At 68.3% G+C, this 18,331-nt stretch carries 20 protein-coding genes, 1 tRNA gene and 1 riboswitch; of the genes, 8 read left to right on the forward strand and 13 right to left on the reverse strand.

Going from position 1 to position 18,331, the window contains the following annotated elements:
• The first annotated feature begins 55 nt into the window (after positions 1–55).
• A riboswitch (TPP riboswitch) is annotated at positions 56–155 on the forward strand.
• Between the two features lie 69 nt (positions 156–224).
• From thiO to ACT54R_RS04980, 4 genes are read left to right on the forward strand one after another with little or no spacing between them, the layout of a single operon-like run.
• On the forward strand, positions 225–1,364 hold the full coding sequence (gene thiO, locus ACT54R_RS04965; RefSeq protein WP_476324202.1) for a glycine oxidase ThiO: 1,140 nt from the start codon (positions 225–227) through the stop codon (positions 1,362–1,364).
• A 5-nt stretch (positions 1,365–1,369) separates the two neighbouring features.
• On the forward strand, positions 1,370–1,576 hold the full coding sequence (thiS, locus tag ACT54R_RS04970; RefSeq protein WP_210254598.1) for a sulfur carrier protein ThiS: 207 nt from the start codon (positions 1,370–1,372) through the stop codon (positions 1,574–1,576).
• A gap of 54 nt (positions 1,577–1,630) precedes the next feature.
• Positions 1,631–2,422 carry a thiazole synthase gene (thiG, locus tag ACT54R_RS04975; RefSeq protein ID WP_476324204.1) on the forward strand — a complete coding sequence of 264 codons (792 nt, stop codon included), beginning with the start codon at positions 1,631–1,633 and terminating at the stop codon, positions 2,420–2,422.
• A gap of 35 nt (positions 2,423–2,457) precedes the next feature.
• Entirely contained in the window at positions 2,458–3,048 is a 591-nt protein-coding gene (locus ACT54R_RS04980; protein WP_476326385.1) for a thiamine phosphate synthase, read from the forward strand.
• A gap of 86 nt (positions 3,049–3,134) precedes the next feature.
• Here the strand turns inward: ACT54R_RS04980 and ACT54R_RS04985 are convergent, their stop codons facing one another.
• The 5 genes from ACT54R_RS04985 to ACT54R_RS05005 all read right to left on the reverse strand — a co-directional run bounded on the left by ACT54R_RS04985 (position 3,135) and on the right by ACT54R_RS05005 (position 8,717).
• Complete coding sequence (locus ACT54R_RS04985) at positions 3,135–3,539, reverse strand: EF-hand domain-containing protein (RefSeq protein WP_476324206.1); 405 nt, start codon at positions 3,537–3,539, stop codon at positions 3,135–3,137.
• A 156-nt stretch (positions 3,540–3,695) separates the two neighbouring features.
• A complete protein-coding gene (gene rpsA, locus ACT54R_RS04990) occupies positions 3,696–5,417 on the reverse strand; it encodes a 30S ribosomal protein S1 (RefSeq protein WP_168460054.1) in 1,722 nt (573 codons plus the stop codon).
• Between the two features lie 342 nt (positions 5,418–5,759).
• Positions 5,760–6,284, reverse strand: coding sequence for a universal stress protein (locus ACT54R_RS04995; RefSeq protein WP_476324209.1), 525 nt, complete (start codon positions 6,282–6,284; stop codon positions 5,760–5,762).
• Positions 6,285–6,375: 91 nt separating this feature from the next.
• Positions 6,376–7,890 (reverse strand): M48 family metalloprotease, encoded by a 1,515-nt coding sequence (locus ACT54R_RS05000; protein ID WP_476324211.1) that lies wholly within the window; start codon positions 7,888–7,890, stop codon positions 6,376–6,378.
• A gap of 77 nt (positions 7,891–7,967) precedes the next feature.
• The gene (locus ACT54R_RS05005; protein WP_476324213.1) at positions 7,968–8,717 is read right to left on the reverse strand and encodes a hypothetical protein; all 750 of its coding nucleotides are present in this window, start codon (positions 8,715–8,717) and stop codon (positions 7,968–7,970) included.
• A gap of 377 nt (positions 8,718–9,094) precedes the next feature.
• On the opposite strand from ACT54R_RS05005, the gene ACT54R_RS05010 reads away from it, so the two are divergent.
• Positions 9,095–9,171: transfer RNA gene (locus ACT54R_RS05010), tRNA-Arg, on the forward strand.
• Positions 9,172–9,219: 48 nt separating this feature from the next.
• Here ACT54R_RS05010 and coaA read toward each other — a convergent pair.
• From coaA to hisB, 7 genes are all read right to left on the reverse strand, one after another.
• On the reverse strand, positions 9,220–10,191 hold the full coding sequence (gene coaA / locus ACT54R_RS05015) for a type I pantothenate kinase (protein WP_168460063.1): 972 nt from the start codon (positions 10,189–10,191) through the stop codon (positions 9,220–9,222).
• Positions 10,192–10,207: 16 nt separating this feature from the next.
• Positions 10,208–10,534 (reverse strand): phosphoribosyl-ATP diphosphatase, encoded by a 327-nt coding sequence (locus tag ACT54R_RS05020; RefSeq protein ID WP_476324215.1) that lies wholly within the window; start codon positions 10,532–10,534, stop codon positions 10,208–10,210.
• 135 nt (positions 10,535–10,669) lie between these two features.
• Positions 10,670–11,443: an imidazole glycerol phosphate synthase subunit HisF gene (gene hisF / locus ACT54R_RS05025; RefSeq protein ID WP_476324217.1), complete on the reverse strand. Its 774-nt coding sequence runs from the start codon at positions 11,441–11,443 to the stop codon at positions 10,670–10,672.
• A gap of 7 nt (positions 11,444–11,450) precedes the next feature.
• Entirely contained in the window at positions 11,451–12,188 is a 738-nt protein-coding gene (gene hisA, locus ACT54R_RS05030; protein ID WP_476324219.1) for a 1-(5-phosphoribosyl)-5-[(5-phosphoribosylamino)methylideneamino]imidazole-4-carboxamide isomerase, read from the reverse strand.
• The gene (gene hisH, locus ACT54R_RS05035; protein ID WP_476326387.1) at positions 12,176–12,775 is read right to left on the reverse strand and encodes an imidazole glycerol phosphate synthase subunit HisH; all 600 of its coding nucleotides are present in this window, start codon (positions 12,773–12,775) and stop codon (positions 12,176–12,178) included. Before hisH ends, hisA begins: the two co-directional genes overlap by 13 nt.
• A 60-nt stretch (positions 12,776–12,835) precedes the next feature.
• A complete protein-coding gene (locus tag ACT54R_RS05040) occupies positions 12,836–13,321 on the reverse strand; it encodes a DUF2628 domain-containing protein (protein ID WP_476324221.1) in 486 nt (161 codons plus the stop codon).
• A gap of 21 nt (positions 13,322–13,342) precedes the next feature.
• The gene (gene hisB / locus ACT54R_RS05045; protein WP_476324223.1) at positions 13,343–13,936 is read right to left on the reverse strand and encodes an imidazoleglycerol-phosphate dehydratase HisB; all 594 of its coding nucleotides are present in this window, start codon (positions 13,934–13,936) and stop codon (positions 13,343–13,345) included.
• Between the two features lie 145 nt (positions 13,937–14,081).
• On the opposite strand from hisB, the gene ACT54R_RS05050 reads away from it, so the two are divergent.
• The 3 genes from ACT54R_RS05050 to hslU are packed head-to-tail and all read left to right on the forward strand — an operon-like array spanning position 14,082 to position 16,831.
• On the forward strand, positions 14,082–14,873 hold the full coding sequence (locus ACT54R_RS05050) for an alpha/beta fold hydrolase (RefSeq protein WP_168460090.1): 792 nt from the start codon (positions 14,082–14,084) through the stop codon (positions 14,871–14,873).
• 60 nt (positions 14,874–14,933) lie between these two features.
• Positions 14,934–15,482 (forward strand): ATP-dependent protease subunit HslV, encoded by a 549-nt coding sequence (hslV, locus tag ACT54R_RS05055; protein ID WP_168460094.1) that lies wholly within the window; start codon positions 14,934–14,936, stop codon positions 15,480–15,482.
• Between the two features lie 41 nt (positions 15,483–15,523).
• Complete coding sequence (gene hslU, locus ACT54R_RS05060; protein ID WP_476324225.1) at positions 15,524–16,831, forward strand: ATP-dependent protease ATPase subunit HslU; 1,308 nt, start codon at positions 15,524–15,526, stop codon at positions 16,829–16,831.
• Between the two features lie 6 nt (positions 16,832–16,837).
• On the opposite strand, the gene ACT54R_RS05065 is transcribed toward hslU, so the two are convergent.
• Complete coding sequence (locus ACT54R_RS05065) at positions 16,838–18,223, reverse strand: sigma-54-dependent transcriptional regulator (protein ID WP_476324226.1); 1,386 nt, start codon at positions 18,221–18,223, stop codon at positions 16,838–16,840.
• Between the last annotated feature and the right edge of the window lie 108 nt (positions 18,224–18,331).

Here is an 18,331-nt window from a genome sequence, read left to right on the forward strand (position 1 = left end):
GCTGCGTCCCACGCGCCCGCCTCTTGCAGTTCTGCGGCCGGCATGAGTAAATAACAGATACGGCCTGGGGTGCCGCGCATCATGCGCGGCTGAGATCACACCCATCGAACCTGTCTGGATCATGCCAGCGTAGGGAGATGCCGATGAGCGAGAGCTTGTCGCAGTTTACATCCGCATCCACATCGCAAGCCGGCTCGGGACCGGCGGGCAAGGCGAAACCGCGTGTGGCCCACCCTCATGTCGCCATCGTCGGCGGCGGCGTCATCGGCCTCGCCCTCGCCTGGCGCCTTGCCGAGGCCGGTTGTCCGGTGGACCTGTTCGACGCCGGCGAGACCGGGCAAGGTGCGAGCCGCGCCGCCGCCGGCATGCTCGCCGCCTGCGCCGAGGCAGAGCCCGGCGAGGAGGGCCTGCTCGCCCTCAACCGCGCCAGCCAGACCCTGTGGCCTGCCTTCGCCGCGGAGCTGGAGCGCGCCTCCGGCGAGACGGTGGACCTGCGCACCGAGGGCACCATCACCATCGCCCTCACGGCGGACGACCTCGCCAAGCTGCGCCACCTTTACGCCTTTCAGCAGGGGCTGGGCCTCCCGGTCCAGTGGCTCACCGCCGCCGAGGTGCGCCGGCGCGAGCCCTATCTCGCGCCGCGCCTCGCCGGCGGCGTGCTCAGTCCCGAGGATCATCAGGTGGACAACCGCAAGGTTGCCTCCGCTCTGAAGATCGCCGCCCTCAAGGCCGGCGCGAGGCTCCATGAACGCACCCCGGTCAGCCGGGTGGAGACGGCCGGCGGTCGCGCCACGGGCGTGGTCACGGGCGAGACGCACCATGCCGCCGACGTGGTGGTGCTCGCCGTGGGCGCCTGGAGCCGGGGCGTGGACATCACCCCGGCGACGCCCCTGCCGGTGCGCCCCATCAAGGGGCAGATGCTGTCGCTGCGCATGGATCCGGCCGCGCCCATTCTCTCCCACGTCCTGTGGGCGCCGGGCTCCTATCTCGTGCCGCGGCGCGACGGGCGGCTGATCCTCGGCGCCACCACCGAGGAGAAGGGGTTCGACACGGATCTCACGGCCGGCGGCCAGCTCGCCTTGCTCACTCACGCGTGGCGAGCGCTGCCGACGCTGGAGGAACTGAGCATCGTTGAGCAGTGGGTCGGCTTCCGCCCCGGCAGCCGGGACGACGCCCCCATCCTCGGCCCAAGCCCGGAGGTGGACGGCCTCGTCTACGCCACCGGCCATCACCGCAACGGCATCCTCCTCCTGCCCGTGACGACGCAGGTGATCGCCGAGCACATCCTCAGGGGCACCATCGCGGATGTGGCCGTGCCCTTCGGCGCGGAGCGTTTCGGGCCGCCGCGCGCGGCGGCGGAGTGAGCGCCATGCTCGATTTGAAGGTGAACGGCGCCGCGGAGGCGCATCCCGTCGCCACCGTGGCGGACCTGCTCCTTGCCAAGGGCCTCGAGCCGGAGCGCAAGGGCATCGCCGTGGCGGTGAACGGCGCGGTGGTGCCCCGCCGCACCTGGACCGAGGCGCGCCTCTCCGCAGGCGATGCCGTGGAAATCATCGAGGCCAAGCAGGGCGGCTGAGCCCCTGGCCCGCACAATCAGGCACTCCTGAAGCAGGTGCCGGGAAGAAACACCATGAGCGCGTTCCAGAATCCCAACGCCGATCCCCTCGTCATCGCCGGCCGCACCTTCTCCTCGCGGCTGTTCCTGGGCACGGCGGGCTATCCCAACCAGAAGGTCTTCCTCGACGCGCTGGCCGCCTCGGGCAGCGAGATGGCGACCGCCTCCATCCGCCGCATCAGCCTCGCCGGCTATGAAGAAAGCCTGACCGACCTCCTCACCGGCCGCGTCCACATCCTGCCCAACACCGCTGGCTGTCAGACCGCCAAGGATGCCGTGCTCACCGCGGAACTCGCCCGCGAGGCCCTGGAGACGGACTGGGTGAAGCTGGAGGTCATCGGCGACCGCGAATTGCTCTATCCCAATGTGGAAGAGCTGCTGAAGGCAACCGAGGATCTCGTTTCGCGCGGTTTCGTCGTGCTGCCCTATTGCAATGATGATCCCGTCACCTGCCAGAAGCTGGCGGATCTCGGCGCGGCCACGGTGATGCCGCTGGGCTCCATGATCGGCACCGGCCTCGGCATCGCCAATCCGCACATGATCGAGCTGATCTGCTCGCGCTCGCCGGTGCCGGTGGTGCTGGATGCCGGCATCGGCACGGCGTCCGACGCGGCGCTCGCAATGGAACTGGGCTGCTCGGCGGTGCTGCTCAACACGGCCGTCTCCAAGGCGCTCGATCCCGTGCGCATGGCAACCGCCTTCCGCCACGCGGTTGAGGCTGGCCGCCTCGCACGCCTCGCCGGCCGCATCCCGCGCAAGCTGCACGCGGAAGCCTCCAGCCCCGAGTTCGGCCTCGTCGGGAGCTGACCCTGCCCCCTCTGCCGACCCCGCCGCTGCTCCTCATCACCGACCGCACTCTGGCGCGGGGCGATCTGGTGGACGTGGTGGCGGCAGCCTGCGCGGGCGGGTGCAGATGGGTGAGCCTGCGGGAGAAGGACCTGCCGGCCGCCGAACAGATCGCGCTCTTCGCCCGCCTGCGCGCCGTGACAGCGCCCTTCGGCGGGCGCCTCACGCTGCATGGCCCGCCTGAGCTGGCGCTGGCCGCCGGAGCGGATGGCGTACATCTCTCGGGCGGAGGAGACCCATCAGCAGCGCGGGCGCTGCTGGGGCCGCTGGCGTTGATCGGCCTTTCCACCCACACCCTTGCGGAGGCGGCCGCGGCCGATCCGGCGGCGCTCGACTACATCACCGCGAGCCCGGTCTTCCTCACCCAGTCGAAGCCTGGCCATGGGCCGGCGCTGGGGCTTGAAGGGCTTTCGGCGTTTACCCGCACGTGTGCGGTGCCGGTGATCGCGCTGGCCGGCATCGATGCAGAAACGGCACCCGCCTGCCTTGGCGCAGGGGCGAAAGGGATCGCGCTCATGGGCGGCGTCATGCGGGCAGAGGCCCCGCGAGCCGCAGTCGCGGCCATTGTCGCGGCAATCCGGAAGTAGATCTCACCGCAACGCCGCGCCTTGCTTCTCCTCCTGAGAACGAGCGGGAAGGACGCAACCGCCCTCCCTGCAGCGTCAGACGCGTCTCACTTGGCGATGAGCAGGAGCAGCTGCTGCCCGGCGGGAGAATCCAGCTCGGCCTCGGTCAGCTTGCCGTCCTTGTTGGCGTCGGCATCGTTGAAGCGCTTGCGCACGATGATGAGCCACTCGTCCAGTTCCAGAGTCTTGTCGCCGTCCTTGTTGACCGTGGCCCAGTCCTCGTCGGTCAGGCGACCCTTGGTCTCGGCGGCCTCGAGGGTCTTGTCCTTGTCGGGATTGATGACCTTGAACACCTTGGTCCCGAGGTCGATGGCCTCGACGATCTCGACGGTGCTGTCCTTGTCCTTATTGTACTTGGCCAGGAACTCCTTGCCGGTGAGGGCGAAGGCCGAACCCGTGGCGGCGAGCGAGACCGCGGCGATGACGCCGAGGGAAATCATCCTGCGCTTCATGGCAAACCTCCCGTTGACAACCAGACTTGGATACTTCCGCGCGGGTAACGGCACAAGAACGCGCGGCGGCGTCCGAATGGCGCACGGGTTGAAAAAAAGGGCCGGTGCAACGCACCGGCCCTTCGTTCTTTCAGGTGATCCGATCGCGCGTGGCGATCAGTCCTCCTTCTCGGCCTCGTCGGCGGTGGCGTCGGCGGCGCGCTGCTTCAGCGCGGCACCCAGGATGTCGCCGAGCGAAGCGCCCGAATCCTGCGAGCCGAACTGGGCCACGGCCTCACGCTCTTCCGCAATCTCCATCGCCTTGATGGAGACCTGCACCTTGCGCGCCTTGCGGTCGAACAGGGTGACGCGGGCGTCGAGCTTGTCGCCGACCGAGAAGCGCTCGGGGCGCTGGTCGTTGCGGTCACGAGCCAGCTCGGAGCGCTTGATGAAGGCGGAGAGGTCGGTGCCGGTGAGCTTCACCTCGATGCCGCCGTCCTTCACGTCCGTGACCTCGCAGGTCACGACAGCGCCCTTCTTCACCTCGCCCGCGTCGGCGAAGGGATCGCCGGCCAGCTGCTTGATGCCGAGGGAGATGCGCTCCTTCTCGACGTCCACGTCGAGCACCACGGCCTTCACCATGTCGCCCTTGCGGTATTCGTCGATCACCTGCTCGCCCGGACGGTTCCAGTCGAGGTCGGAGAGGTGCACCATGCCGTCCACATCGCCGTCGAGGCCGAGGAACAGGCCGAACTCGGTCTTGTTCTTGACCTCGCCTTCCACCACGGCGCCGGGCGCATACTTCTCGGCGAAGGCCTCCCAGGGATTCTGGAGGGTCTGCTTGAGGCCGAGGGAGATGCGGCGCTTGGCCGAATCCACTTCCAGCACCTGAACCTCGACCTCCTGGGAGGTGGAGACGATCTTGCCGGGGTGGACGTTCTTCTTGGTCCACGACATCTCGGAGACGTGGATGAGGCCCTCGATGCCGGGCTCCAGCTCCACGAACGCGCCGTAGTCGGTGATGTTGGTGACGCGACCCTTGAAGCGGGCCTCCACCGGATACTTGGCCTCGATGCCCTCCCAGGGATCGCCCAGAAGCTGCTTCATGCCGAGCGAGATGCGGTGGGTCTCGTGGTTGATCTTGATGATCTTGACCTTCACCGTCTGGCCGATGTTGAGCACCTCGGTCGGGTGGTTCACACGGCGCCAGGCGATGTCGGTGACGTGCAGCAGGCCGTCGATGCCGCCGAGATCAACGAACGCACCGTAATCGGTGATGTTCTTGACCACGCCGTCGATGGCCTGACCCTCTTCGAGATTCTGCACCAGCTCGTGGCGCTGCTCGGCGCGGGTCTCTTCCAGCACGGTGCGGCGGGAGACGACGATGTTGCCGCGGCGGCGATCCATCTTGAGGATCTGGAAGGGCTGCTGGTTGTGCATCAGCGGGCCGACGTCGCGGATCGGGCGGATGTCCACCTGGGAGCGCGGCAGGAAGGCCACGGCGCCGTCGAGATCGACGGTAAAGCCGCCCTTCACCTGGTTGAAGATCACGCCGAAGACCTTCTCGTTGGCCGTGAAGGCCTTCTCGAGCTTGACCCAGCTTTCCTCGCGGCGCGCCTTGTCGCGCGAGAGGACGGCTTCACCCATCGCGTTCTCGACGCGCTCGAGATAGACCTCGACCTCGTCGCCGACCTTGATCGGGCTTTCGCGGCCGGGGCCGGCGAACTCGCGCAGGGCCACGCGCCCTTCCGTCTTCAGGCCGATATCGATGATCGCCAGATCCTTCTCGATGGCGACCACGATGCCCTTGACCACCGAACCTTCACTGGTATCGGCACGGCCGAAGCTCTCATCGAGCAGGGCGGCAAAATCCTCACGGGTGGTTTCTACGGCGGACATTCACGCTCCAGACTTGCTGCGCCGGCATCTCGTGTTGCGAGGCCCGAACCGCTCGGATGTCCGCCATTCCATGGGAATGACGAACGGCCGCCGCAAAGCGGCGTGCCGGCGCGAAGGCCGGGCGGCACAGGCGATGAATTGGGTGTCGATGCGCGCTCACAGAAAGCCAGGGCGGGCTGCCTCCGACGATCAGGACCCGCGTATACCGCCAGTCCCTGCCCACCCGGGCGGCTCCCCGCTTGGGGAGCGCGGCCACGAACGCGGCTCACATAGTCCAAAAAGCCCGATGGCGCAAGGCCTGGCGCCAATGCGGAGCTGTCGGCGGGCGTCCCGGCGAGGCGCTCAGCGACCCGGCGCGAGGAAGGCGGGGCTCGGCTGGGGCCATTCCACGCTGCCGGACGCACCGGTCTGGACCGTCGGCGCAACCTCCTCCCGCACCACGAGAACCGGGATGCCGGAATGGGTGAGCACCTTGGTGGTCTCGCTGCCGAGCACCACCGCGGAGAGGCCGCTGCGGCCGTGCGAGGCCATCACGATGAGATCGCAGCCCTGGGCCTCGGCGGTGGCGATGATGCCGCGAAACGGCTGATCGTCTTCCACATGCACCCGCGTCGCCTCGATTCCGGCGGCGGCCGCCGTGTCGGCCGCGCGGGACAGAACAGCATCCGCCCGCCGTCCGGTCTGGCGGCGGTATTCCGCCTCGGTGTCGGCGATCTGATCGGCCTCGGTGGAAAAGATATGAAACCGCTCGCTGGCGGTGACGATCACGAGGCCGGCATGGAGCCCTGCGGCCAGCGCGACCGCGTGGGCGACCGCGAGGTCCGACAGGGCTGAACCGTCGGTGGCGACGAGAATTTTCTTGTACATGGCGTCCTCCCGCAGCGGGAGACGCGATCATAGCAGCGGCCAGCGGTGAAGCTTCTTGCGTCCCATCAATTCACCGGGAGCGCCCCGCGCCTCAATCGGCGATGATCTTGACCTTGTCGCCATACTTCAGCCGGGCATTGGCCTCGAGCCCGTTGAGGATGAGGAAGCGCTCCACCGGCCGGTCAGGCACCTGCATCTTGCCGGCGATCTTCTCCACATTGTCGCCGAGGCCCACCTGGACGATGCGCACGCGCAGCGGCTTCACCGTGTCCGCCTCGCCGGAGGAGACGCGGCGGAAGGTATCGGCGGCAGCGCGGAACTGCTTGTCCAGCTCCGGCGTCAGCTCGCGGGCGGCGAAGATGAGGCGGTAGACGTCCGAGCCGAAGCGTATGGCGAACATGCGGAACGACCACTGGTCGCCCCGCGCCACGGCAGTAGCCGCGCTGAAGCCGTTCACGGTGAGCGATTCGACCGTGTTGATCTCCACCCCGTCGATCCAGCCGGAAGAGAGATACTGCCCCAGGGACTGGTCGGCGGGAATGCGCACGGCATCGAGCCTCAACGCCTCGCGGCCGGTCTGGGTGGCGCCCAGCACCGCCTGGGAGGTGTTCTCCAGCGAGAATCCCTCCGGCGCGGTGAAGGTGAAGCCGAGCTTGGGATGCAGGAACTTGCGCCCGCGGACGAAGCCCTCCTTGGGGTCATCGCCATACACCATGCCATTGATGACGCTGAAATAAGCGCTGCGGTCACGCTCGCCGTCGGACGGCCCCGCCGCCGGCGCATACTGGCGGGCATTGGCGATGGCAATGGAGATGCGCTCTGGCGTCGCCGGGTGCGACGACAGGAAATCCATGTCCGGCGTGCTGGAGGACGACCCGGAGAAGGCCGTGCTCTTCATCTCCGAATAGCGGCCCATGTCGGCGAGGAAGCGCGAGGCGCCATAGGGATCGAAGCCTGCACGCGCGGCAATGCCGACGCCGATGGCATCGGCCTCGAGTTCCTGCCCGCGGTTGAACGAGGCCAGCGTGCGCCGGCTCTTCTGCATGGCGAGGGCGCCGAGGTCGGGGTCGTTCACCACGTCCGAGATGACGCGGCTCACCAGCACCGCCTGCTTCACCTGGTCCTCGCGGATGGTGGCGTGGCGGGCGATGACATGCGCCATCTCGTGGGCGAGCACGGAAGACAGCTCGGATGTGTCGTTGGCCAGCGCCAGCAGCCCTCGGGTCACGTAGAGCGAGCCGTCCGGAAGCGCGAAGGCGTTGATGGCCGGCGAGTTCAGCACGGTCACGCGATATTTGAGGTCCGGCCGCTCGGAGGCCGCAACGAGGCGCTCCACCACCTTCTGGATGAGCGCCTTCAATTCGGGATCATCGTAGGCGCCACCATAGCTCGCCACGAGCTTTTCATGCTCGCGCCGCTGACTGGGCGACATATCGGCATATTCAGACGGCGGGCTGGCAGAGGTGAGCGGCACGCTCACCTGATCGAGATCGATGCCCGTGCATCCGGTCAGCCAGAGGGGGAAGGCGACGGCGGCGCAGGCCAGAAGCGCGCGCCAAGCGCCCAGGCGTGCGCCGGGCCCGAAGCGCAGGACACGCGTGCGCACAGGCCGTTCGGCCCGAACCCGCCCCGCCGCACCCTGCCCTGTCAGCGCCTCACGCACCCAGCACCTCACGCATCCGTTCACCGCTCCCGGCGCCTCGACGGCAGCGCCTGCCCATCGGGCCTGGCCTGAGCCTCGCCCTCGATGCGCAGCACCTCGCCCCGTCGCCGCGGCGCCATCGCCGGCCCGCCCTCCTCGCGAACGACGCCCCTTACCTGGATAAGGGACCCGCGCAAGATGGCAGGATCGAGCCTATCGCCCAAGATTGTGGCGAAATCCTCCCTCGCCAGCATGACAGTGAAATCTTGCTTCCAGCTTGACCCGAAATTCAGGAACACCCGATCCCGCCCGCCAACCGCGAGGACCCGTCCTTCCGCAACGGTGTACAGGCCGAGCCGTTCCTCCATGGCGCGCTGATCGCCGGCCGGCGCAATGGCCGCGCCAAGGCTCCAGATGCCACGGCGGGCGAGGCGCGCCTCTGCTTCGGCCGCAAGGCGTTGCGCCGCACAGGCGGCATCGCCATCGGCCGTGGCGTAACCTGCGCCTGCCCTTGCCAGGGCGGTGGCAAGATCCTCCCGCCGGGTTGGTTCGGCCATCGGGCAGGCGAGCCCCGCGGCTCCGACAAGCCGGCCATGGCGGTCGAGCGCGGCGGAGGCCGGCGCCACCGTGCATCCCTCCAGTACCGAAGCGGCCGCATCCGCGGCGCGCGCCAGCATCGCCGTGTCGGGCCACAGCCGCGTCGGCAGCGCGATGCCTTCCGGGACGAGGCTTTTGCCATCCGCGAGGGTCAGCGTTCCCGTATCGCTCCAGCGGGCGCCCCGTCCCGCCACATCCTGCGCGCTGACTGAGCAGACAGCCTCCGCGGGAGCCGCCGGTGCGACACCCCTCGGGGCCGATCGGGCGACGGCAGGGGCGACGCTTGTGCAGGACAGACCAGCGCCAAGGACGATGGCGCCACTCAAGGCCATGACGCGCCACCGCGTCCGAAACGAACGCGTGCTGCGCCATGCTCCGGCGCGCAATGGTGGATGGCCCTGCGTCATCCGACGACGATAGCTGCAACCGGGCCACCGATTGAAGGCCGCGCCGATCAACTGTCCTTACCGCGCCTTTCGCCCTGCCCGGGCCGTCGCGTCCCGCCTCGGGCGGGGAAAGCCACCGTCCCGCCCCTTCCCTCCCGGCGTGCCGCGATTTAGAAGGGGGGCGTGTCCCGGTAGCTCAGCAGGATAGAGCAGCGGTTTCCTAAACCGCAGGTCAGGGGTTCGAATCCCTTCCGGGACACCATTTCCCCATCAATCGGCAGCTTACACAAGGGTTAGCCACATCGGCGGCCTACAGCCGCCTGAGGCTCACCTCGGCCACCTCGTGGCGGCCGGCCTTGCGCAGGATGAGGTCGGCGCGCTGGCGGGTGGGCAGGATGTTGTCCTGCAGGTTCACGAGGTTGATCCGGCGCCAGATCGACAGCGCGGTGGCCTGCGCTTCGTCGTCGGAGAGCTGCGAATAGCGGTGGAAGTAGGACAGGGGATCGGTGAAGGCGGTTTCGCGCAGGCGCATGAAGCGCTCCACGTACCAGCGCTCGATCACATCCTCGTCCCCGTCGATATAGACCGAGAAGTCGAAGAAGTCGGAGACGAAGGGGATCGCCTTGCCGTCCTTGGGCGGGCGCGTGGTCTGGAGCACATTCAGCCCCTCCACGATGAGGATGTCCGGCCGGTCGATCTCCACATACTGGTCCGGCATCACGTCATAGAAGAAGTGCGAATAGAGCGGCGCGCGCACCGGACGGCGGCCAGCCTTGATGTCGGTGAGGAAACGCAGCAACAGCGCAACGTCGTAGCTCTCGGGAAAGCCCTTCTTTTCCATGAGCCCCTCGCGCTCGAGGATGGCATTGGGCAGAAGAAACCCGTCGGTGGTCACGAGGTCCACCTTGGGCGTGTTGGGCCAGCGGGCGAGCAGCGCCTGCAGCACGCGCGCGGTGGTGGACTTGCCCACCGCCACCGAGCCGGCGACGCCGATGATGTAGGGCATCTTCTCCTCGCCGGCCGTCTCTCCCTCGCGATGGTCGAGGAAGTGGGTCATGGCGCGGTAGAGCTTCTGCGTCGCCGCCACATAGAGCGATAGCAAGCGCGAGAGGGGGAGGTAGATTTCCTCCACCTCCTTCATGGAGAGGCGGACGCCGAGGCCTTCCAGCCGCGCGATCTCGTCCGGCCGCAGCGTCATGGGGGTGTCGCGGCGCAGCTTCGCCCACTCCTCGCGGGAGAAGGAGCGATACGGGGAGAGGCCTGGATCGAGGGGCCGGTCCATGGTCGCGATGTCTCTGTCAGGCCTGAGGACGGGCGGCTTTTTCGGCGAGACCGGACTGGGCGGTCCTCCGCGCAAGCTCGGCGTGGATGTCGGCGAGGGCGATCCCGCGCGCCTTGAGCACCACCATGAGGTGATAGAGGAGATCGCTCGCCTCCCCCACCAGATCCTTGTCGCTGCCCGAAACGGCGGCGATCACCGTCTCCACCGCCTCCTCGCCCAGCTTCTGGGCGCATTTGCCGACGCCCTTGTCGAGCAGGGTGCGGGTGTAGGACGAGCCCGCGTCCGCAGAGGCCCGCGCCGCGACGATGGCTTCGAGGTCGGCGAGGGTGAAGCTGTCGCTCATCGGGTCGGCCCCACAGGAAGGGTCAGGAACGGAGGCACTGAAGCATTTTCAGCGACATGGGGTGCGGTTCGCATCAAGAAAATGCGAAAAACGGGTTAACCGGAAGCGCTGCTTTAGCAGTGCCCCCGGCGAAGCTCAGTCGAGCCGTACCGGAAGACCGGCCTCGGCCAGCCGGTCCTTGGCCTCGCGCACCGTGAAGGTGCCGAAGTGGAAGATGGAGGCCGCGAGCACCGCCGAGGCGCCGCCGTCGCGGATGCCCTCCACCAGGTGGTCGAGGATCCCGACGCCACCGGAGGCGATGACCGGCACGTGTACCGCATCCGCCACCGCACGGGTCAGCGCGCAGTCAAAGCCCTGCCCGGTGCCGTCGCGATCCATGGAGGTGAGCAGGATTTCCCCGGCGCCGAGGTCCACCACCTCGCGGGCATACTGGATGGCGTCGAGGCCAGTGGGGTTGCGCCCGCCGTGGGTGAAGATCTCCCAGCGGTTCACCTCGCCCGGCTGCGACACCTTCTTGGCGTCGATGGCGACGACGATGCACTGCTCGCCGAACTTCTCCGCCGCCTCGCCCACGAAGGCGCGGCGGTTCACGGCGGCGGTGTTGATGGAGACCTTGTCGGCCCCAGCGTGCAGCAGGGTGCGCACGTCGTCCACCGTACGCACGCCGCCGCCCACGGTGAGGGGCATGAAGCACTGCTCGGCGGTGCGGCGCACTACGTCGAGGATGGTGCCGCGATTCTCGTGGCTGGCGGTGATGTCGAGGAAGGTGAGTTCGTCGGCCCCGGCGGCGTCATAGGCGCGCGCGGCTTCCACCGGGTCCCCGGCGTCGCGCAGGTCCACGAACTGGACGCCCTTCACTACGCGGCCGTCCTTCACGTCGAGACAGGGGATGACGCGGACCTTCAGCATGGCGCACCTATCGTCCGGCCACCAGCGCGAGGGCCTCGCGCGGGTCCAGCCGGCCGTCATAGAGGGCCCGGCCGGTGATGGCGCCTTCGAGCTTCTTCGCGGCCGGGGCGAGCAATCCCTCGATGTCGGCCAGGGAGGCGAGGCCGCCGGAGGCGATCACCGGCAGCGAGATGGCCTCGGCCAGCGCGATGGTGGCTTCGAGGTTGAGGCCCTTCAGCAGGCCGTCGCGGGCAATGTCCGTGTAGATGATGGCGGCGACGCCCGCATCCTCGAAGCGCCGGGCGATGTCCACGGCGGCAAGCTCGGACGTCTCCGCCCAGCCTTCCACGGCGACGTACCCGTCGCGGGCGTCGAGGCCCACCACGATGCGGCCGGGATGGGCTTTCGCCGCGGCCTTCACGAAGTCGGGGTCGCGCACTGCGGCGGTCCCAAGGATGACGCGGGTGACGCCCTTCTCCAGCCAGCCTTCCACGGTCCGCATGTCGCGAATGCCGCCGCCGAGCTGCACAGGGATGGAGACCGTCTCCAGGATGCGGTCCACGGCGGCCGCGTTCACCGGCTTGCCGGCGAAGGCGCCATCGAGGTCAACGAGGTGGAGATAGCGGAAGCCGAGGGTCTCGAATTCCTCCGCCTGGGCGGCGGGGTCGCGATTGAACACGGTGGCTCGCGCCATGTCGCCCTGTTCGAGGCGCACGGCGAGGCCGTCCTTGAGGTCGATGGCCGGAAAGAGGATCACGGATGCCACTTCAGGAAATTGGCGAGGAGCGCGAGGCCGAGGGTCTGGCTCTTCTCGGGATGGAACTGAGTGCCGGCCACATTATCCCGCGCCACCGCGGCGGTGATGGTGCCGCCGTAGTCGGTGGTGGCGAGAAGGTCGATGCCGTCCGCCGGCTTGAGGTGGTAGGAGTGGACGAAATAGGCATGAAGGCCGGATGCGCCGGTGGGAATTCCGGCGAGCAGCGGGTGCTCGCGCGCTACTTCCAGCGTGTTCCAGCCCATGTGCGGAATCTTGAGGGTCGGATCGTTGGGGGTGATGCGATCCACCTCGCCACGGATCCAGCCGAGGCCCTCGGTCACGCCGTGCTCCAGCCCGCGCTCGGCGAGGAGTTGCAGGCCGACGCAGATGCCGAGGAAGGGGCGCCCCCTGCCCTTCACCGCCTCGGTCATCGCCTCCACCATCCCGGGAACGGCATCGAGTCCGGCGCGGCAGTCGGCGAAGGCACCGACGCCCGGCAGCACCACGCGGTCGGCGGTGCGCACTACATCCGGATCGCTGGTGACGATGACGCTCTGGCCGGCCTCATGCGCAAGGCTCTGCGCCGCGCGCTCCATGGCCTTGGCGGCGGAATGCAGGTTGCCGGAATTGTAGTCGATGATGGCGACGGTCACGCCTCAGGCTCCCGGAAAGGCGCCGATGACGCCGGATGAACCGCCCGGAGCCGGGAAGGACGGGCGGATGGCAGGAAGGGCGGAGGCGGCACGCGCCGCCGGGAACAGCCCGTCCCATTCCGCGAAGAAGCGATGTTCCGCCTCATCCCGGTCGGCGGCGACCACAACGGCGGCCTCTTCATAACCGAGCCGCTCCAGCTTGCGCTGCCGCAGGCGCGGCAATTCCAGCGCCAGCAGCACATGGAAGCCAATCATGACCGCATCGCCGACCCCGTCGGCGAGGCCGCCCCAGATTTCCGCGAGGCTGACGAGGACAGCCACCGCCACATAGGCCGCGAACACCAGCCACAGGCGGAAACGCAGCAGCACGATGGGGGCGAAGAACAGCGTCAGCCAGGAGAATTTCTCGCGCACGAACACGGTGCGCCCTGCCGCCTGCTCGGCGGTGTCGCCGGCGACGGTGCGGGTCAGAACGGTCCAGCTGGCCATGGCTGCCTCACGTCTTCCGCGTCACGTGCCCAGGGCGCCCTTGGTGGAGGGGATTTCCCCCGCCGCCGCCGGGTCCACCGCCACCGCAGCGCGCAGCACCCGGGCGAGGCCCTTGAAGCAGCTTTCCGCGATGTGGTGGGCATTCACCCCATACAGCGTCTCCACATGCAGGGTGACGCCGGCATTGGAGGCGAAGGCCTGGAAGAATTCCCGCACCAGCTCGGTGTCGAACTCCCCGATCTTCGGCACCGCGAACTCGGTGCGGAAGACGAGGAACGGCCGGCCGGAAACGTCGATGGCGACGCGAGTGAGCGTCTCGTCCATGGGCAGGAGCACGTCGGCATAGCGCGTGATGCCGCGCATGTCGCCGAGCGCCTTCCTGACCGCCTGGCCGAGGACGATGCCCACATCCTCGGTGGTGTGGTGGAAATCGATGTGGAGGTCGCCCACCGCCTTGATATCGAGGTCGAAACGGGCGTGACGGCCGAGCAGGTCCAGCATGTGGTCGAGGAAGCCGACACCGGTGGCCACAGACGTCCGGCCCGTTCCGTCGAGGTCGACGGCGAGCGTGACGCTGGTCTCCTTGGTCTCGCGGACGATTTCGGCCTTGCGCATGGAACTCCTCCAAGGCTGCGGCTTCTATCAGCAACATCGCTGCAACGCCATATGGCGATGAGATGACGCCGCGTGCGCGCAGGCCGCCTCGCCTCGGATCGGCTTCTATGGCATAGCGGCACCGTCAACTCGACGGGGATCGCCGATGCCGACGACGCACAACGACGGGCTGGAGCTTGCCTATCAGGTCAGCGGCGAGGGCCCGCCGCTCCTCATTATTTCGGGCCTTTCGGCCGAACGCTCCTTCTGGGCCCTGTCGCGCCCGCTGCTGACGGGCTTCACCCTCATCGAGTTCGACAACCGCGACATCGGCAAGAGTCAGCGCGCCAAAGCGCCCTACACCGCCGCCGACATGGCCCGCGACGCCCTCGCCGTGCTGGATGCCTCGGGATTTCAAAAGGCGCACGTCATCGGCCATTCCATGGGCGGCATGATCGCCCAGGAACTCGCCATCGCCGCGCCGCAGCGGGTGAACCGGCTGGTGCTGTCCAACACCATCGCCCGCAACGATCTCTACACCACCGAGATCATGCGGCTTTTCAAGGAGCTGCGGCTCCAGCTCGACAACGAGCTGACGTTCGGCGCAGCGCTGACCTCGTTCGTGCTCGGCATGCGCACGCTCAACAAGATCCCGCTGTTTGCAGCGGTCCAGCAGTCGCTGGACGCGGGTCTTTATCAGGAGAAGGACGCCTTCATCCGCCAGGTGGAGGTCTGCGTCGCCTTCGACAGCCTCACCCGCCTCGGCCGCATCACGGCCCCGACCCTCGCCATCTATTGCGACGACGACCGCGTGTTCGCCCCCGCCATGGCCCGCGAGCTGGCGAACGGCATCCCCGGCGCCAAGCTCGATGAGATCATCGACAGCGGCCACTGCCCCATGGTGGAGGCGCCGGAGAACTTCTGCACCACCGTGCGCGCCTTCCTGAACGGAAGCTGAGCGGGAGGCGAGTTGCGCCGGCCGCGGAAGCGCATAAGTAAGCCCTAAGCGGAGCTTTTTATGCAGCATTCCCCTGATACCATTTACGGCACCACCATCGTCACCGTGCGCAAGGGCAACCGGGTCGCCATCGCCGGCGACGGGCAGGTCACGCTCGGCCAGACCGTGCTGAAGGCCAATGCGCGCAAGGTGCGCCGGCTGGGCCGGGGCGACGTGATCGGCGGCTTCGCCGGCGCCACCGCGGACGCCTTCACGCTGTTCGAGCGGCTGGAAGCGAAGCTGGAGCAGTATCCCGGCCAGTTGCAGCGCGCCGCCGTGGAACTCGCCAAGGACTGGCGGACCGACCGCTATCTGCGCCGGCTGGAGGCCATGATGATCGTGGCCGATGCCTCGGTGTCCCTCGTCCTCACCGGCACCGGCGACGTACTGGAGCCGGATGCGGGCGTAGCGGGCATCGGCTCGGGCGGCATGTATGCCCTGGCCGCCGCCCGCGCCCTCCTCGACCGCGAGGAGGACCCGGAGGCCATCGTGCGGCGATCGCTGGAGATCGCGGCGGACATCTGCGTCTACACCAATCGGAACATCGTCGTGGAAACCATCGGGTCCTGAGCGCCCCCGGCCCCGCCATCGCCAGAAGGACACATGATTCCATGAGCGACTTTTCCCCCCGCGAGATCGTCTCCGAACTGGACCGCCACATCGTCGGCCAGGCCAAGGCCAAGCGCGCGGTCGCCATCGCCCTGCGCAACCGCTGGCGCCGCCAGCAGCTGGACGAAAAGCTGCGCGAGGAGGTTCTGCCCAAGAACATCCTGATGATCGGACCCACCGGGGTCGGCAAGACCGAGATTTCTCGCCGCCTCGCCCGCCTCGCCGGTGCGCCGTTCCTCAAGGTCGAGGCGACCAAGTTCACCGAGGTGGGCTATGTGGGCCGCGACGTGGAGCAGATCGTGCGCGATCTCGTGGAGGTCGGCATCGGCCTGACCCGCGAAGCCAAGCGCAAGGACGTACAGGCGAAGGCCCACCTCAATGCGGAGAGCCGCGTGCTCGACGCCCTTGTGGGCGCCAACGCCTCTCAGGCCACTCGCGACGCCTTCCGCAAGAAGCTCCGGGCCGGCGAACTCGACGACAAGGAAGTCGAGATCGAGGTGCAGCAGGGCCAGCAGGGCATGCCCATGTTCGAGATCCCCGGCATACCCGGCGCGCAGATGGGCGCCATCTCGCTGGGCGACATGCTGGGCAAGGCTTTCGGTGGCCGCTCCAAGCCGCGCCGCGTGACGGTGAAGGAGGCCCATCCCCTGCTTCTCACCGAAGAGGCGGACAAGCTGATCGACCAGGACGCCATCACCCAGGAGGCGATCCATGCCGTCGAGAACAACGGCATCGTCTTCCTCGACGAGATCGACAAGATCGCCGGGCGCGAGGGCCGCTCGGGCGCGGACGTCTCCCGCGAGGGCGTGCAGCGCGACCTGCTGCCGCTCATCGAGGGCACGACCGTGTCCACCAAGCACGGGTCGGTGAAGACCGACCACATCCTGTTCATCGCCTCCGGCGCGTTCCACGTCTCGAAGCCGTCAGACCTGCTGCCGGAGCTTCAGGGCCGCCTGCCCATCCGGGTGGAGCTGGAGGCGCTGACCCGGGCCGATTTCGTGCGCATCCTCACCGAGACCGAGGCGAGCCTCGTCAAGCAGTCGGTGGCCCTCATGGGCACGGAAGGCGTGACGCTGGACGTGACCGCGGACGCCGTGGAGGCCATCGCCGATGCCGCCGTGGAGGTGAACTCCAATGTGGAGAACATCGGCGCCCGACGTCTCCAGACGGTCATCGAGCGGGTGCTCGACGACCTCTCCTTCTCCGCCCCGGACCGTTCCGGCGAGACGGTGGTGGTGGATGCGGAGTATGTGCGCTCGCGCGTCTCGGATCTCGCGAAGAACGCGGACCTCAGCCGCTTCATCCTCTGAGACGGCTCACGACAGGCGCGTGCGATCGCCCCAGGCGAGCTTCTTGCGATAGAGGGTCGAGGGGCTGAGGTCGAGGGCGGCGGCGGCGAGCGAGATGTTGCCGTCGAAGGCGGCGATGGCGGCCTCGATGGCCCGCCGCTCCACCACCGACAGCGGCTCCACCCGTCCCTGCCAGGAGAAGTTGTCCGACCAGCCCTGGATCAGCACCTCGGGGGAGCGGCCGGCGGCCGGTGCCTCGGGCGCGTCGGGCTGGGCCAGCAGACCGGGCGGAATGGTGCCGCCCTCGCTGAGGATCACAACCCGGCGCATCAGGTTCTGCAGCTCGCGCACATTGCCGGGGTAGCGGTGTGCGCGGAGCGCCTCCACCACCTCGGCCGTGAAGCGCGGCATCGGCCGTCCTTCCTCACCGGCGAAGCGGGCGAGGAAGGTTTCCGCCAGTAGCAGCACGTCGTCGCCCCTCGCGCGGAGCGGCGGCAGCGCCAGCGGCAGCACGGCCAGCCGATAGTAGAGGTCTTCCCGGAGACGGCCGGCGCGCACCTCCTCCAGTGGGTCGCGGCTTGTGGCGCAGACGAGGCGGACGTCCGCCTCCCGTTCTGCCACCTCGCCCACGGGGCTGAAGCGGCCGGTCTCCATGAAGTGCATCAGCCGGGCCTGACAGGCCGGCTCCATCTGGGTGATTTCGTCGAGATGCAGCGTGCCGCTCTGGGCCCGGTCCATGGCGCCCGCATCCTCGCGGCCGAACAGGGCGATTTCCATGAGTTCGGGGGGAATGACGGCGCAGTTAAGGGCAACGAAGGGCGCATCGCGCCGCGACGACGCGGCGTGGACAGCCGCCGCCACCAGATCCTTGCCGGTGCCGCTCTCGCCGGTCACGAACACCGCCGCGCGGGAGGCGGCAAGGCGCTCGATCTGGGCATAGACGGCGAGCATGGGCGCTGAGCGCCCGTAGAGACCGCAGAAATCGCCGCCCCGCGGCAGGGGACGGGCCGCCCGGCGCCGACGTTCTGGGCGGCGCGCCGGGGTCGCGGCCAGCAAGCGGTCCATCACCTCCTCGACCACGAACGGCTTCTGCACCACGTCGTCGGCCCCGGCCCGCATCGCGGCGACCGCATCGGCCACCGAGCCTTCGGCCAGCGCCACGACGAGGGTGCCAGCAAAGCCGCTGGCCCTTACGCGCCGGACCGCCTCGTCCGGATCGAGCGTGCCGACCAGCGCAGACGTGCAGCGCGGCAGCAGCGCCAGAGCCGTGGTGATATCGGCTGCCTCGACCATATCGAGGGAATCACGGCGCGCGAGCGCGGCCCGAACCGTGGCGCGCACCGCTGGATCGGGATCGCATATCAGCAGGCGGGCCGGCCCGCCGGAGCGGCGGGCGAGGGAAAATTGAGACATGGAATGCGGATCGCGTAATACGAACATCCCTGGCAGTAAACGCCGGACAGGGTAAAGGAAGCTTTGCCGACCGCACAACCCATTTGCGTGGCGTCGCTTCTGCCGATC

Source organism: Xanthobacter sp. DMC47, assembly GCF_056313845.1.

What these genes read in the sequence shown, in the direction of transcription:
- thiS (WP_210254598.1), top strand. Translation starts at nt 1,370, where the DNA reads ATGCTCGATTTGAAGGTGAACGGCGCCGCGGAGGCGCATCCCGTCGCC.
- thiG (WP_476324204.1), top strand. Translation starts at nt 1,631, where the DNA reads ATGAGCGCGTTCCAGAATCCCAACGCCGATCCCCTCGTCATCGCCGGC.
- ACT54R_RS04985 (WP_476324206.1), bottom strand. Translation starts at nt 3,539, where the DNA reads ATGAAGCGCAGGATGATTTCCCTCGGCGTCATCGCCGCGGTCTCGCTC.
- rpsA (WP_168460054.1), bottom strand. Translation starts at nt 5,417, where the DNA reads ATGTCCGCCGTAGAAACCACCCGTGAGGATTTTGCCGCCCTGCTCGAT.
- ACT54R_RS04995 (WP_476324209.1), bottom strand. Translation starts at nt 6,284, where the DNA reads ATGTACAAGAAAATTCTCGTCGCCACCGACGGTTCAGCCCTGTCGGAC.
- coaA (WP_168460063.1), bottom strand. Translation starts at nt 10,191, where the DNA reads ATGGACCGGCCCCTCGATCCAGGCCTCTCCCCGTATCGCTCCTTCTCC.
- ACT54R_RS05020 (WP_476324215.1), bottom strand. Translation starts at nt 10,534, where the DNA reads ATGAGCGACAGCTTCACCCTCGCCGACCTCGAAGCCATCGTCGCGGCG.
- hisF (WP_476324217.1), bottom strand. Translation starts at nt 11,443, where the DNA reads ATGCTGAAGGTCCGCGTCATCCCCTGTCTCGACGTGAAGGACGGCCGC.
- hisH (WP_476326387.1), bottom strand. Translation starts at nt 12,775, where the DNA reads ATGGAGCGCGCGGCGCAGAGCCTTGCGCATGAGGCCGGCCAGAGCGTC.
- ACT54R_RS05040 (WP_476324221.1), bottom strand. Translation starts at nt 13,321, where the DNA reads ATGGCCAGCTGGACCGTTCTGACCCGCACCGTCGCCGGCGACACCGCC.
- hisB (WP_476324223.1), bottom strand. Translation starts at nt 13,936, where the DNA reads ATGCGCAAGGCCGAAATCGTCCGCGAGACCAAGGAGACCAGCGTCACG.
- ACT54R_RS05050 (WP_168460090.1), top strand. Translation starts at nt 14,082, where the DNA reads ATGCCGACGACGCACAACGACGGGCTGGAGCTTGCCTATCAGGTCAGC.
- hslV (WP_168460094.1), top strand. Translation starts at nt 14,934, where the DNA reads ATGCAGCATTCCCCTGATACCATTTACGGCACCACCATCGTCACCGTG.
- hslU (WP_476324225.1), top strand. Translation starts at nt 15,524, where the DNA reads ATGAGCGACTTTTCCCCCCGCGAGATCGTCTCCGAACTGGACCGCCAC.
- ACT54R_RS05065 (WP_476324226.1), bottom strand. Translation starts at nt 18,223, where the DNA reads ATGTCTCAATTTTCCCTCGCCCGCCGCTCCGGCGGGCCGGCCCGCCTG.